The organism is Flagellimonas sp. S3867, from assembly GCF_014698935.1.
Taxonomy (GTDB): Bacteria; Bacteroidota; Bacteroidia; order Flavobacteriales; family Flavobacteriaceae; genus Flagellimonas.
Genome location: NZ_JACVMN010000003.1, coordinates 17,934 through 33,213, shown reverse-complemented (window position 1 = coordinate 33,213; position 15,280 = coordinate 17,934). Strand labels below are relative to the sequence as shown.

General features: G+C 38.9%; 10 protein-coding genes and 1 tRNA gene. 7 read left to right on the top strand and 4 right to left on the bottom strand.

Going from position 1 to position 15,280, the window contains the following annotated elements:
* Positions 1-13: 13 nt before the first annotated feature.
* The 3 genes from rimM to IAG46_RS13445 all read right to left on the bottom strand — a co-directional run bounded on the left by rimM (position 14) and on the right by IAG46_RS13445 (position 2,750).
* Complete coding sequence (gene rimM / locus IAG46_RS13455; RefSeq protein WP_190810911.1) at positions 14-541, bottom strand: ribosome maturation factor RimM; 528 nt, start codon at positions 539-541, stop codon at positions 14-16.
* A gap of 11 nt (positions 542-552) precedes the next feature.
* Entirely contained in the window at positions 553-1,206 is a 654-nt protein-coding gene (locus IAG46_RS13450) for a 30S ribosomal protein S16 (protein ID WP_190810910.1), read from the bottom strand.
* A 119-nt stretch (positions 1,207-1,325) separates the two neighbouring features.
* Positions 1,326-2,750, bottom strand: coding sequence for a sulfatase (locus IAG46_RS13445; RefSeq protein WP_190810909.1), 1,425 nt, complete (start codon positions 2,748-2,750; stop codon positions 1,326-1,328).
* Between the two features lie 212 nt (positions 2,751-2,962).
* Here IAG46_RS13445 and dnaE point away from each other — a divergent pair, with 212 nt between their 5' ends.
* From dnaE to IAG46_RS13420, 5 genes are all read left to right on the top strand, one after another.
* Positions 2,963-7,348 carry a DNA polymerase III subunit alpha gene (gene dnaE / locus IAG46_RS13440; protein WP_190810908.1) on the top strand — a complete coding sequence of 1,462 codons (4,386 nt, stop codon included), beginning with the start codon at positions 2,963-2,965 and terminating at the stop codon, positions 7,346-7,348.
* A gap of 104 nt (positions 7,349-7,452) precedes the next feature.
* Entirely contained in the window at positions 7,453-7,770 is a 318-nt protein-coding gene (gene trxA, locus IAG46_RS13435) for a thioredoxin (protein ID WP_190810907.1), read from the top strand.
* An 84-nt stretch (positions 7,771-7,854) separates the two neighbouring features.
* Complete coding sequence (locus IAG46_RS13430) at positions 7,855-8,784, top strand: DUF58 domain-containing protein (protein ID WP_190810906.1); 930 nt, start codon at positions 7,855-7,857, stop codon at positions 8,782-8,784.
* A 127-nt stretch (positions 8,785-8,911) separates the two neighbouring features.
* Positions 8,912-8,985 (top strand) — tRNA-Asp (locus tag IAG46_RS13425).
* A 241-nt stretch (positions 8,986-9,226) separates the two neighbouring features.
* Positions 9,227-10,483 carry a site-specific integrase gene (locus tag IAG46_RS13420; protein ID WP_190810905.1) on the top strand — a complete coding sequence of 419 codons (1,257 nt, stop codon included), beginning with the start codon at positions 9,227-9,229 and terminating at the stop codon, positions 10,481-10,483.
* Positions 10,484-11,172: 689 nt separating this feature from the next.
* Here the strand turns inward: IAG46_RS13420 and IAG46_RS13415 are convergent.
* A complete protein-coding gene (locus IAG46_RS13415) occupies positions 11,173-12,264 on the bottom strand; it encodes a Fic family protein (RefSeq protein WP_190810904.1) in 1,092 nt (363 codons plus the stop codon).
* A 642-nt stretch (positions 12,265-12,906) separates the two neighbouring features.
* On the opposite strand from IAG46_RS13415, the gene IAG46_RS13410 reads away from it, so the two are divergent.
* Both IAG46_RS13410 and IAG46_RS13405 read left to right on the top strand, forming a co-directional pair.
* On the top strand, positions 12,907-14,004 hold the full coding sequence (locus IAG46_RS13410; protein WP_190810903.1) for a hypothetical protein: 1,098 nt from the start codon (positions 12,907-12,909) through the stop codon (positions 14,002-14,004).
* 102 nt (positions 14,005-14,106) lie between these two features.
* The gene (locus IAG46_RS13405; RefSeq protein WP_190810902.1) at positions 14,107-15,264 is read left to right on the top strand and encodes a hypothetical protein; all 1,158 of its coding nucleotides are present in this window, start codon (positions 14,107-14,109) and stop codon (positions 15,262-15,264) included.
* Positions 15,265-15,280: the final 16 nt, after the last annotated feature.

Sequence of the window (15,280 nt, the reverse complement as noted above, 5' to 3'; positions counted from 1 at the left end):
CATATTATGGTTTTTATCCCAAATAGAGATCTACTAAACCTTCGGGTGCTTTTACATGAACAGTTTTTGATTTTCTATCCACTTTGGTGATGATATCATCACTAATAGGAATCAACAACTCTTTTCCATCCTTTTCGGCTTCAAAAAGTTCTTGGGAAGCACTATCGTTTACTGCTTTGATGATTCCAATATCTCCATGAACCTCATCCATTAAGGTGAATCCTATCACTTCGTGAAAGTAAAACTTGTCCCCGGTAAGCGGTGGAAGCATTTCCAAGGGAAGATATAATTCGGAACCGATAATCTTATCTGCAGTGGATTCATCTTTTACTTCCTCAAAATCGATGCGTAGTAATGCAGATTTATGCAATCGGCATCGATCAATAAAAAATGGAACCAGATTGTTTCCTAATGAAACAAAAACTGATTCCATGTTTTCGTAGATTTCGGGTTCATCGGTATCGAGTTTTACCAATACTTCACCCTTAAAACTATATTTTGAAACGACTTTGCCCAGGTAGAAACAGTCTTCCTTGCGCATCGTCTAAAAGTTTACTCTTCTTCTTTGCTTGCCTCAGCTTCTTCGGCAGGAGCAGCTTCCTCAGCTTTGGCTTCTGGCTCAGTAGCAACAGCCTCTTCTTTTGCTGGTTCGGCAGGAGCTTCTTCTTTAGCAGGCTCTTCAACAGCTGCAGTTTCTTCTGCAACCGTTTCGGCAGTTTCAGCTACTTCTTCAGCAACTTCCTCAACAGCCTCTTCTTCAGGCAATGCAGCAGCAGCTCTTTTATCGCTAAATTCTTTCTCAGCTTCCAACGCCTTTGCTTTTGCATCTGCCTCAGCTTTGCTCAAACCATCTCTTTTAGCTTGAACGGCTTTTTCTTTTTCTTCAACCCAAGCATTGAATTTTTCCTCTGCTTGTTCTTCCGTTAAGGCTCCTTTGCGAACACCACCTAATAGATGATGTTTCATCATAACTCCTTTATAAGATAAAATAGCTCTGGCTGTATCGGTAGGTTGTGCACCATTGCTCAACCATTTTACAGATCCATCAATATCCAAATTAATAGTAGCTGGATTGGTATTAGGGTTATAGGTTCCTAATTTTTCCAAGTATTTACCGTCTCTTTTTGATCTTGAATCTGCAGCAACCACCCAATAAAATGGTTTACCTTTTTTACCGTGTCTTTGAAGTCTAATCTTTACTGGCATATCACATTAATTTGTAGGGTGCCCGACCCTGGTTATTAATTCTATTTTAAATCGCTTTCTAGTTAAGCGGGTGCAAATATACTTGATTTCTTTTAATGCGCAATGACAATACAGACTTTCTATTCCCGCTCCGCCAGTTGGTCTTTACCTTTCACTAATTTAGATTTATGATCCTGGACCAGCTTCTTGATTTGCTGAAGGATTTCAGCATTATCCTCCGCTAAATTATACTGTTCTGACGGATCATGATTCAGATTGTACAAAACTGGTGTTTGATGTTCGGTTCGCTCACCAAATTGCCCGTAAGCACCCTGAGTGATAAAGTGCGCTTTGTAATCGCCTAAACGAGCGGCAAACAAATCCGTTCCCCGATAATACAAAACGCTTTTTCGCGAACTTGGATTATGATTCAACAACGTTTCACTCAGGTCATATCCGTCCATAATCCGATCTTGGGGAATTTCCACACCAGCCATACTACTAAATGTGGTGAACAAATCCATCGTTGAACCCAATTCGGTAACCAGGCCTGGTTTAATATGTCCTGGTCCCCAAAAAATGGCGGGTTCCCGCATACCGCCTTCCCAGGTTGTTCCTTTTCCAGCTCTTAAAAGTCCAGCGCTACCCCCATTGGTTTTAAATGGCAGCCATGGCCCATTGTCTGAAGTAAAAACCACAATGGTATTATCGGCCAATCCTTCGGATTCAATTGCTTTCAATATTTTTCCAACGCCATCATCAATTTCCTCGACCACATCGCCATACAATCCGCGCTTACTTTTTCCCATGGCTTCCTTAGAAGCGAACAAGGGAATATGAGGTAAATTATGGGCCAGGTATATAAAAAATGGCTTGTCTTTGTGCTTTTTAATATAGGAAATGGTCTCCTCCGAATATCGTTTTGTTATGGTATTCTGATTGGCAGGCCGTTCCACAATTTCGGTATTGCGAAGCAGGGGCACATTAAAGTGTTCGGTTTTAATGTCTTCGTTCTGCTGGTTCCAATAACCGCCATCAGGATATTCCACGACCCTATCCATATCATTGGAATACGGGATACCGAAGTAATAATCAAAACCATTATTGGTAGGTAGATACTGCTCTTTATGCCCTAAATGCCATTTTCCGATACAAGCTGTGTTATATCCAGCCTTTTTTAACTGTTCGGCCAGGGTAATTTCACTTGCCGGCAATCCGTTTTTTGAATCTGGGAAAAGTACACGGTGTTTATTACTAGCCATTCCATTTCTAACGGGTAATCTTCCTGTAAGCAAAGCTGCCCTACTGGGAGTACAAACGCTGGCTCCGACATAAAAATTGGTCCATTTTTGACCTTCATAGGCCATTCGGTCCAAATTTGGGGTGTTGATTGTAGGATGCCCATATACACTTAAATCACCATATCCAAGATCATCGGCAAAAATGATGATAAAGTTTGGCTGGTCATTGGAACTTGTCTGAGCATTGGAGTTTACAGAAATTCCGAAAAAGATCAGGAACAGTATTAGAATAATAGGACTCGATATCCTTTTAGATACTTTCATTTAGTTATGGTTTTTTCGCTATATTAATAAGACTCATAAGAATTGTAAATAACATCAAAAAAAATTCCGAATTCAAAAAAAGAGCATCTCAGTTATGATTAAAACAAAATAGGAAAATCTTTAGTTGATAACTCCTAAAAACTACTTTTTATAAAACCTTCTTGTTTGCATATTTTTAAACGCTATTTATTTCACAGGCTAACAGCGCTCACATGTACTTAATTTTTGATACCGAAACCACTGGATTGCCAAAACGATGGAATGCCCCAATCACGGATACTGACAATTGGCCGCGATGTGTGCAAATTGCATGGCAATTGCATGACGAACTGGGAAATCTGGTAGAGCATCAAGATATGTTGGTACAGCCAGATGGATTTAACGTTCCATATGAAGCAGAACAGATCCACGGTATTTCCACAGCTTTGGCAGAGCAAGATGGAGTCTCCTTAAACCAAGCTTTACAGCTTTTTAACGAAGCGCTTTCCAAAGCAAAATTTGTAGTGGGGCAAAATGTGGATTTCGACATCAATATTATGGGGTGCGAATTTCACAGAATGGGAGTTGAAAATTCATTGACCCAACTTCCAGTTTTGGATACGTGTACAGAATCCACAGCTGAACTTTGTAAAATTCCTGGAGGTCGTGGGGGTAAGTTTAAATTGCCTACACTAACCGAACTCCACGAATTTCTTTTTGGGGAACCCTTTGCTGAAGCGCACAATGCAACAGCAGATGTCGAAGCTACTACCCGTTGCTTTTTAGAATTGGTTCGTAAAAGACATTTTTCACTGGAAGAACTGGATGTTCAACCTGATTACTTTGAACATTTTTCTGAAGCGAATCCTCAGACAATCCCACTTATTGGATTAAAGCACATCAACCTTAAAAAAGCTTCCAAAGAAATTTCCGATGCCCTTTGGGCCGAAGATACTGGTGAGATTTCAGAGGATGAAATCAACAAGAATGTTGAGAGTCTTGCAGATGCCACTTTTGCGCATTTGCATAACCACTCGCAATTTTCAGTGCTTCAATCCACCATAAATATTAAGAGCTTAGTTAAAGCTGCAGCAGATAACCATATGCCCGCAGTAGCTTTAACCGATCATGCCAACATGATGGGGGCTTTTCATTTTGTGAAAGAAGTAAAAGCCCACAACAAATCAGTCCAGGAGAAGAATGCCGAATTGGATGAAAACGATGAATCTCCTTTGGAGAATGAAATCACTCCTATCATCGGCTGCGAATTCTATGTTTGTGAAGATCATACCAACAAAAATGTAAAAGACTACGGTTATCAAATCGTACTGTTGGCTAAAAATAAAACTGGGTATCACAATCTGGCCAAAATGTCTTCCATTGCCTATACAGATGGCTTTTATTATGTGCCTAGAATCGATAAAAAGATTATAGCGCAGTACAAGGAAGATGTAATCGCACTTACTGGAAACCTTTATGGTGAAGTCCCCAATAAAATCCTGAATATTGGGGAAAAGCAGGCCGAAGAGGCTTTGTTATGGTGGAAAGAGCAGTTTGGTGATGACCTATACATGGAAATGATGCGCCATGGACAAGAAGATGAAGATCGGGTAAATCAGGTTTTGGTTCCCATGGCCAAAAAGCACGAAGTGAAAATCATTGCCTCCAACAATACTTATTACTGTGATAAAAAAGATGCCGAGGCCCATGACATTCTACTTTGCGTAAAAGATGGTGAAAAACAGACCACACCGATAGGTCGAGGTCGAGGTTACCGATATGGCTTACCCAATCAAGAATATTACTTCAAGTCTTCTGATGAAATGAAGACGCTTTTCAAAGATGTTCCTGAGGCTATTCTCAATATTCAAGAGGTCATTGATAAGGTGGAACCTTTCGATTTGGCTCGAGATGTATTGCTTCCAAAATTTGATATTCCAAATGAGTATAATGTAGAAGAAGATAATGTTGATGGTGGCAAACGTGGTGAAAATGCTTATCTGAAGCACATAACCTACCAAGGAGCTGAAAAACGCTATGATGAAATTACAGATGAAATTACCGAGCGAATCGACTTTGAATTAGCCACGATTAAAAATTCAGGCTATCCCGGTTATTTTTTGATTGTAGAAGATTTTATCCGTGAAGCCAGAAATATGGGTGTTTCTGTCGGACCTGGTCGGGGGTCTGCTGCCGGATCTGTAGTGGCCTATTGTTTGGGCATTACCAATATTGATCCTTTAAAGTATGACCTGCTTTTCGAGCGGTTTCTGAATCCAGATAGGGTGTCTATGCCTGATATCGATATTGATTTTGATGATGAAGGTCGAGGAAAGGTCATGGATTATGTAATTAATAAGTACGGCGCCAATCAGGTGGCACAGATTATCACCTACGGTACCATGGCCGCCAAATCCTCCATTCGGGACACGGCCAGGGTATTGGATTTGCCGCTGAACGATGCAGACCGGATTGCGAAGCTCATCCCAAACATGTCCAAACTGAACAAGATTTTTGGGGTTGAAGAATCAGAGCTGAAGAAAAAGTTCCGTTCGGATGAGTTGGAAAAAGTCCACGAATTGTTGAACATCTCCGAAGGAGATGATTTGGAAGGTCAAACCGTTAAGATGGCTCGTGTTCTTGAAGGCTCGCTTAGAAATACCGGAATCCATGCCTGTGGGGTAATTATCACCCCAGACGATATCACCAATTTCGTTCCGGTTGCCACAGCAAAAGATTCCGATTTGTATGTGACCCAGTTTGACAACTCTGTTGTTGAGAGCGCAGGACTCCTCAAAATGGATTTCTTGGGACTAAAGACTCTGACGTTAATCAAGGATACGGTTAAAATTGTCAAAGCAAGAACTGGAGTTGAATTGATTCCTGATGATTTTCCATTGGATGATGAAAAGACTTATGAGCTTTTCCAGCGTGGTGATACCGTAGGAATATTTCAGTATGAATCCCCTGGGATGCAGAAGCACATGAAGAATCTAAAACCTACGGTTTTTGATGACCTTATTGCCATGAACGCTTTGTATAGACCCGGGCCAATGGAATATATTCCCAGTTTTATTGCCAGAAAGCATGGTGAGGAGGAAATTACCTATGACCTTCCCGACATGGAGGAGTATCTCAAGGAAACCTATGGAATTACGGTTTATCAAGAGCAGGTGATGTTGCTTTCCCAAAAATTGGCTAGCTTCTCCAAAGGTGATGCCGATGTGCTGCGGAAAGCTATGGGGAAAAAGATTTTTGCTTTGCTGCAAAAATTGAAGCCTCAGTTTTTGGATGGAGGAGAAAAAAATGGACACCCAAGAGATGTTCTGGAAAAAATTTGGAAAGACTGGGAGGCTTTCGCATCCTACGCCTTCAACAAAAGTCACTCTACCTGCTACGCTTTTATTGCATATCAAACAGCGTATTTAAAAGCCCACTACCCTGCCGAATATATGGCTGCGGTGCTTTCCAACAATATGAACGACATTAAGCAGGTTACTTTCTTTATGGAAGAATGTAAGCGAATGGGGCTGGAAGTACTCGGGCCAGATGTTAATGAATCTTACTACAAATTTGCGGTCAACCAGAATAATGCCGTCCGATTTGGAATGGGAGCTATTAAGGGAGTTGGTCGTTCTGCCGTTGAAACCATTGTTGAGAATAGAAAAGAAGATGGACCCTATAAATCAGTTTTTGATTTGGCCAAGCGCGTAGAACTTAGAGCAGCCAATAAAAAATCTTTCGAAAACTTAGCTTTGGCCGGAGGATTTGATTCCTTCGGAGATACCCATCGCGCACAATACTTTCATGACGAAGGCGACGGAATAACCTTTCTGGAAAAAGTAATAAAATCCGCTGCAAAATTTCAAGAAAACAAAAACTCTTCGCAAATAGACATGTTTGGCGGAATGAGCGAAGCCCAAATTGCGGAACCCGAAGTACCACCCTGTGAAGATTGGGGCACAATGGAAAAACTCCGTAGAGAAAAAGAAGTTGTCGGTATTTATATCTCAGGGCACCCTTTGGACGATTTCAAAAAAGAAATCAAAGCGTTTTGCAATAGCAACATCTCCGCTTTTACCGATTTAGAACGTTATGTAAATCGTGAGTTAACCGTGGCAGGAGTAATTACAGATGTACAACATCGGATTTCCAAAAATGGAAAGGGATGGGGTCTTTTTACCCTTGAGGATTATAGTGATACACATGAATTCCGAATTTTTGGTGAAGAGTATCTAAAATTCAGGCATTTTCTAATGATCAACTCTTTTGTACATGTCAAGGCCTTCGTTCGGGAAGGATGGGTGAACAGGGAAACTGGAAAAAAAGGAGACCCGAGATTGCAGTTCAATGATTTTAAACAGTTGCAAGATGTAATGGATTCCTACGCCAAAAAACTGACTATTAAGTTAGATATTGACCGTCTGCAAGAAAAGCGAATTCAGACCCTTAAAGACACTTTACGATCTTACAAAGGAGACCATCCACTCAATTTTGTGGTATACGAGATGCAGGATGAAATAAAGCTTAATCTATCTAGCAGGAAGCAGAAAGTGAAAATCAACAGCGAGCTCCTTTCTGTACTGGAAGCGAACGAGATACATTACAAATTGAATTGATAGAGCATAGTTTATGCTGATGGCACGATAATTAAAATGAATCTTTGGCCAGTAAGGAATATGGGCAATATTTGACTAAATTTGCGAATATTAAAACAAATAAAATGGCACTAGAAATAACAGATGCAACTTTTGATGAAGTAGTACTTAAAAGCGATAAACCAGTAGTGGTTGATTTTTGGGCGGCATGGTGCGGTCCTTGTAGAATGGTAGGTCCTATCATTGACGAAGTAAGTAACGAATATGAAGGAAAGGCGGTAGTCGGAAAAGTTGATGTAGATGCAAACCAACAGTTTGCGGCCAAATACGGTGTACGTAACATCCCTACGGTTCTTGTTTTTAAGGACGGGGAAATCGTTAACCGTCAAGTTGGGGTGTCTCCAAAGAAAGCATACACAGACGCAATTGAAGCTGTATTATAAAATTAGTTTCTAAAACATATATTTTAAAAAAGGTTTGGCAAATGCCAAACCTTTTTTGTTTTATCTTGATCTTTTAATCCAACTATGGACATCCGATCAGAACTTCATAAGGCTCAATTGTTCCAAAATCTTGAACTTTTGGCCAATCAAATAGTCGAAGGTTTTATAAGTGGGATCCACAAAAGTCCATTTCATGGATTTTCTGCAGAATTTGCCGAGCATAAAATTTACAATCCAGGGGAAAGCACCAAACACATTGATTGGAAATTGTATGCCAAAACCGATCGTTTGTACACCAAAAGGTATGAAGATGAGACCAATTTAAGATGTCATATGATTTTAGATAATTCGGCTTCCATGTATTATCCAAAAATTGACAAACTTGGGTTGGACAACCTCAATAAAATAGGCTTTGGTGTACTGGCCATTGCCGCACTAATGCAAGTTTTAAAAAAACAGCGTGATGCGGTCGGCATGAGCATCTATTCAGATTCCTATAATTTCTATACTTCGGAAAAAAGTAGTGAACGACATTTTCAAATGTTGTACTCGAAACTCAATGAAGTTTCGAATACGATAAACGAATCGGAAACGACCAAAACATATACTTACCTCCATCAAATTGCGGAAAAAATCCACAGACGAAGCCTTATCTTTTTGTTTTCTGATATGTTTCAAACAGAAACAGAGGAAGCACAACTATTTGACGCACTCCGTCATTTAAAGTATAATAAGCATGCTGTGGTCCTTTTTCATTTACTGGATCATAAGCATGAACTTAGTTTTGATTTTGAAAACACACCCAAACGCTTTGTAGATGTCGAAAGTGGAACACATATAGATGTTTACGCTGATAATATCAAAGGCGCTTATCACCAAAAAGTTGAGGAATACATTGAAAACTTGAAGTTGAAATGTGCTCAATACAATATCAAATACATGGGAGTGGATGTAGGGTCCAACTTTTCACAGGTACTAAATACTTTTATGATTGAGCGGCAGAAATTTGTTTAGCCATTATTTTTAAAAAATCTCTTGTTGAATAGGAATGGGCAATGTATATTTGCACTCGCTTTGCAAAAAGTAATTGAACAAGATTTGAATCTGACTGTTGTCAGAGTCTTTCAAAGATAAAATCATTGGTCTGGTAGTTCAGTTGGTTAGAATACCTGCCTGTCACGCAGGGGGTCGCGGGTTCGAGTCCCGTCCAGACCGCTAGAAATTGTTCAAAATTTCACAAAAAGCCTGTAAATCAATGATTTACGGGCTTTTTAATTTTAAATAATATCAAAAATCACCATATAATATCATATAAAAAGGGCGGAATTCGGTGCGTATTTTACCCCTCAAAAAACCCGCACCTAAATCGCTGTAATTGACTGTTAAAGAAAACTTTACGGATAAATTTTAACATTTGTTTTTCGTACCTTCTGGTGAGGATTTAAAACCCGCACCTATGTATGGAAAGATGAACGTCCTTTTTTACCCGAAAAAATCAGAAAGAAATGATTACGGAATGGTGATGCTCTACGCTCGTATTACTATAAATGGTAAGCGTGGTGAGTTCAGCTTAGGTCGTCGAATAGATGAACAACGGTGGGATTCACGGGGTGGAAAACTGAGAGGAACTACTACAGAGGTATCCAATTTCAATCGATTTCTGGATAATGTCAAGAATAGGCTTTACGATATTTACGATTCGTTGCTAAAAGAACGAGAGGATATTTCAGCTACCATCATAAAGAATATTTATCTGGGTAAAGAAGGTAAAGAGTATATGCTTCTAGAAATCTTTCAAGAGCATAATGATGAAATCGAAAGTCTATTAGAGAAAGGTTTCACTAAAGGAACGTTGCAACGTTATAAGGCTGCTTTTAAGCACGTATCGGCTTACATACAACACAGTTATCATAGAAACGATATTCCAGTCCGTAGGGTCGATTATAAATTCATAACGGGGTTGGAGTTCTTTTTAAAGTCTCAACGAAACTGTGAGCATAACACCGCCATTAAATATGTTGTGAACTTCAAAAAGATTATTCGGATTGCCCTAGCCAATGAATGGATAACCAAAGACCCCTTCTTCCACTGGAAAGCTTCTTGGAAAACAAAGGAAAAGCAGTATTTGACCCAAACCGAATTGGATACACTACGTGAGATGCAATCATTTTTACCACGCCTTGATTTGGTTCGGGATATTTTTGTTTTCTGCTGCTATACAGGTTTGGCCTATTCGGATGTACAACAACTAAAACAAGAGCATATCATAATCGGAGTCAATGGGGATAGATGGATTAAAATGCCAAGAAAGAAAACAAAGGCGATTAGTAGTATTCCGTTACTTCCCCCTGCCGAAGAGATTATCCTTAAGTATAGTGAACATCCTTATGTGTTGGATGGAAAAGGTGTTTTGCCCGTACTGACCAATCAAAAATCAAATGCCTACTTAAAAGAGATTTCCGATGTATGTGGCATCAATAAAAATCTAACTACGCACTTAGCCAGACATACATTTGCAACAACTGTTACCTTATCCAACGGAGTTTCAATTTCTACTGTAAGTAAAATGTTAGGGCATCGTTCTTTAAAGACTACTCAAATCTATGCCAAGGTTCTCGATAGTAAAATTGCAGATGAAATGGATTTGTTAAAGGAACGGTTAAAAGAACAAGAGAGTCCAAAACCAGAGAACGAAACTCCATCCAAAACGTAGTCAAGTCCCAAAGCCTTACCCTTAACTTTTGCGCATGGTTCCTGTGGGGTTTTTGTAGCATTCGGAAAGATAAGCGTAAGGCAAAAACACGATAGGGCGCAACCTTCTTTTTGTCAGGCCGAAGGTATACCAAACAACGACTTTAGAGGGTTGGGTGGTATAGCGAGAGGGTAGCACGCTAAAGCGGTGCTACGTTGTCCGATTTCTGGCCAAAAGGCCAGTAGAATCAAGGTTTTCTATCAATTAATTCTCTTGATGAAATTTCGATTTTTTACTGTAAAAACTCTGGAATCTCACAAAAACACTGAAAAAGTTTACAGTAAAAACCTAAAAATTGTGAGTAAAGCAATGACATCTTTTGGTCAGCCTAAATAGATAGACTTACCATTTTTTCTATTATTCTTTTTTTCAGAAATTGGGTCAAATCCTTTCGAAAGTCCTATAAACAGCGAAAAAAGTTGACCCATTTTCGCTTTGAAATATAACATTTGCCTCGCTCAGTAGTATTAGTCCCTGGTAAGATTTAGGGCTTGCAGCGTGAAACTTCGTTTCACTCGCTCTTTCATTTTACCATTCTAAACAACTGCCTAATGTATAGTTTTCTTTTGCAACCTACGGGAGCAAAACAAGATGTCTTTGTGGTAACAAAGACACATCTTGAATTAATCAAAATTCCGGTTCATTGAAGATTATAGATTCACTTCGTATCTGGTACTTCGTCCTCCTCCAATCAGTTTGAAAATACCCTTCTGCACCAAATTCTGTAAATCTCTAGTGGCCGTAGCTTTTGAGGTACCCGTTAGTGAAATATATTTTCGGGCATTCATGCCTCCCTCAAAACCTTGATGTCCTTCCTCCAACATTCTACGAACCACTTTTTGTTGACGGTCATTTAGTGCATCCTTATTCTGATCAAAAAACTTGGTTTTTTTTAATGTAAACTCAATTTCTTGTTCTGCATCTATTTGAGCGTCTAAAACAGTTTTGACAAAATAATTCACCCAATCCGTAATTTCATTGGAACGCTGCGCCTTTTGCAATGCATCATAATATGCTTTCTTACTTCCCTCTATGGATTTGGATAGACTGAACAGCACTGGACGGCCTATACTTTGCGAAAGTGCTTTTTCAGCAACGGCACGCCCTATTCTTCCATTACCATCTTCAAAAGGATGGATGGATTCAAAATACAGATGGGCAACAGCAGCTCTTAGAATTGGCTTCTTGATAACATCCTGACTTTGGTTGAACCAATTGATAAAACCATCCATTTCAGCAGGAACTCGTTTTGAAGGAGGAGCTTCAAAATGTACTACTTCCCTGCCCATAGCTCCTGATACAATCTGCATAGGTTCTTCATGGGTACGCCACTTACCAACTTGCACCAAATTATTTCCTTTCAACAGCATATTATGCCAACCAAACAATATTTGGGTGGTCAGTGGTTCACTAAAACCATTACGAACTGCCAACATAAGTTCAGCCACACCTTCAGCTCGTTTGTCATTGGTCAAAGGAAGATTGGGTTGAATACCCAAATTTCTTTTGATGGAGGACATCACATCATTTCTGCTCAGGTATTCCCCTTCAATTTCTGAGGTTTTTATAGCCTCGGAAACCATAAGGTTGATCATGGTTTCGGTTTGCTCGGTTTCGGAAAGCCCTTCCAACACACCACTGATACGACCCGTTCTTTGTGCAAAATCAAAGAGAAAATCTTCAATGTCTGCAGTCTGATATTGAAATTTGGGCCAATCTTTTTGTTGCCAATTGTAACGCATGAGCCGATTAGAATAATTATTCGGCTCAAAAATACTAAAAATATGAGTTGATTGTTGATTTTATTTAACTCAACACTAGATAACAGCTTTCCATAGTAACTATAAAAAATTAAGGGACCATATTAAATCTTGAAAACCCACCTTCCACAGATATTGAAGAAAGTTTCCAGATAGGAATGGGGAATTGAACTTTTAAAACAAACCGTTAAAGTCTAGAAAAACCTGGGATTAATTACTTCAAATCAAAAAGTGGGTTGTCCCAAGAAACGTTGGTTTTACGAAACTTTTCTGAAGACCCTTTTTCAAAATTACCGACATCAACCCTTAAGTATTTCTGGCTTTCAATACAATAAACAAGAATGTTAGTCTAACAATCACAAAACCACTGCTTGAGAATCAGGTATTGAAGCTTTTAAATATGCCTATTCAAGCACTTTAAAGTATATACGTGTCTTTTTATAAGGACTGACAAGTCTTGTGCAGAGTTAACCCCGTGAAGACAATTATTCTATCCTGCACTCAAGAGCATAACATTTATTTATAGAGATGACATCTAAAAACTATACTTCAGTTAAAACAAAAGTGATGACAAAATACCATTAATTCGATATAGTAATATATAACCAAACAAGTTAGATAATTATGAAAAAACTTATTGTATTGAATATGGTATTCACAGCCTTGATTTTTATATCGTGCTCAAATGACGGACCAGGGGATATTGACATGATTGATGATGTTGATATGGATATGTCTGATGATATGCCCGATACAGAAGATATCGACGTTTTTGTTGTTGGATCAAATGGCAATGAAGATAATGGATCAGTACCCTTGCAGGCATTGCTATGGGTAAATGGAGAACTAATCGAATTAACAGATGGTCAAACAGACGCTGAAGCACTTTCAGTATATGTATCCGGCACTGATGTTTATGTAGCTGGATACGAATATGAAAATGGAGTATCTATAGCAAAATATTGGAAGAACGGGGTTGGTGTTCCAATAACAGATGGTTCTCGAGACGCTATTGCATATGACATTTTAGTAAATGGTGATGATGTATATATAGCTGGTGAAGAAGATTCAGAAATAGCTGGGGGTAAATCAGTAGCTAAATATTGGGAAAATGGAACATCAACATCCTTAACAGATGGTTCAAAGTTTGCCACAGCACTTTCGCTTACGCTTTCAGGAAACGATCTTCATGTTGTTGGGTATGAAAGCACTGGTCCAGGAGGTGTAAACGTTGCAAAATACTGGTTAAATGGTTCCACGGTCAATTTAACAGATGGCACCGGCTTTGGATGGGCCAATGATATTTCTATAGATCAAGATAAAGTATACATTGCTTTAAGAGAAGATAAAGAAATTAATGGGGATGATGTTAATATTGCCAGTTATTGGCATGATGGTCAAATTACGGTACTTGAAACAAATACATCCTTTACAGGAGCATTTGGGATTCTTGTTGACAATGACAATATCCATGTTTGTGGCTCAAGTCAGGCTATCAATGATAATCTTAATCTACGCTATTGGCTAAATGGGGAAATCTTATCAGATCCAAGAATAGGTGAAGCATCTTCTATAACAAAACATGAGGATGATGTGTATTATGCAGGGTTTACAGGTAGCGGTTCAAATGCTTTGGCTACCTATTGGAAAAATGATGAAATGATAGTGTTGCCCAACAATGACTTCAGCTTTGTTCTAGCCTATGCCATTTTCGTTAAATAAGATAATTTCTTGACTTCCGATTTCAATTGGCAAGGAGCAAGATTGATGACATTTTTAAGCCCTCTCGATACTTACATATATACACTAAACATTTAGATAGTTATGAAAGCACTAGTCTTACCTATTTCTTTACTCTTACTTTTGATAGCAACTTCTTGTCTTAATTTTCAAGAAAGTCCAAATGGCATAGATGATGCTACCTACGGGTCATCTGATGGATCTTTCTTTGGCATGTTCCAGAATGCCAAAAGGCCGCATGCTTTTAAAGATGTAAAGACAGGATTGACCACTAAAACCATGCAATTTCCAACGGAATGGAATGTAGTTTCCAGACCAGTGTACAAGTTTGATGTAAACTTTCCTAGTTTTCTATATCAGATTCAGAACGAGAATGGTCTCATAGCCTTCAATTCAGAAACCGAGCGATATTACAACTATAGCGACCCTTATTACAAACAATTAATGTCCCAACAGGGACAACAGATTAGTCCGGTCATTCCTTTAGAGAATATTGCAAATGGTGAATTAGTACCTCTTATGGGCAGGTATGGCTTTGATTTTTTACAAATACGAGAGATACCAGAATTATATACATCAATAGCACAAAAACTTCAACGACTCGGCATGGGACACTATGGCTATAACATGTTGGCAACGGAATGGGCCAGTCCTCAAAATGAAAAAGCATTGATAATCATGCATCAAATCGTTATGAATTCAGACGCTTCAATGTCAACACAAGTACAAATATGGACGTATGAAAAACATTTTATGGTATCCTCTAATAACAGTTTTGAAAAAAATGTAGCGCAATTTGTTGCGGCTTCTGTAGGTGAAGTTGAAGGAAAAAAATGGAAACAATATAGAGATTATGTAGTACAACAAAAACAGCGGCAAAGTCAGGTTGAACATGAAAATAGAATGCGAGATAGATGGAACAATTTTAATGCCCATCAACAAAAAATGCGAAATATCAGCACCGCCATGGACGCTAGTCAAGCTCGTTTTTTACAGAATTTAAATGGTAACACAAACTATGGGTCCTCCGGTAATAATCATAGAAATTTTTTGAATATGATTAATGGAGAAGAAACTGTCACCAATGCGGATGGACAGCAATATCAGGTAAAAGCGGGGGCAGAACATTATTGGATGAGCAGTGATGGAAAATACATTATGACAGACGATAATTTTTATAACGCCAATGGTGATATGAACCTGAACCATCAAGAATGGTACAATGTGAGCCCCAACAATTAAACACATCCAGTTCCGA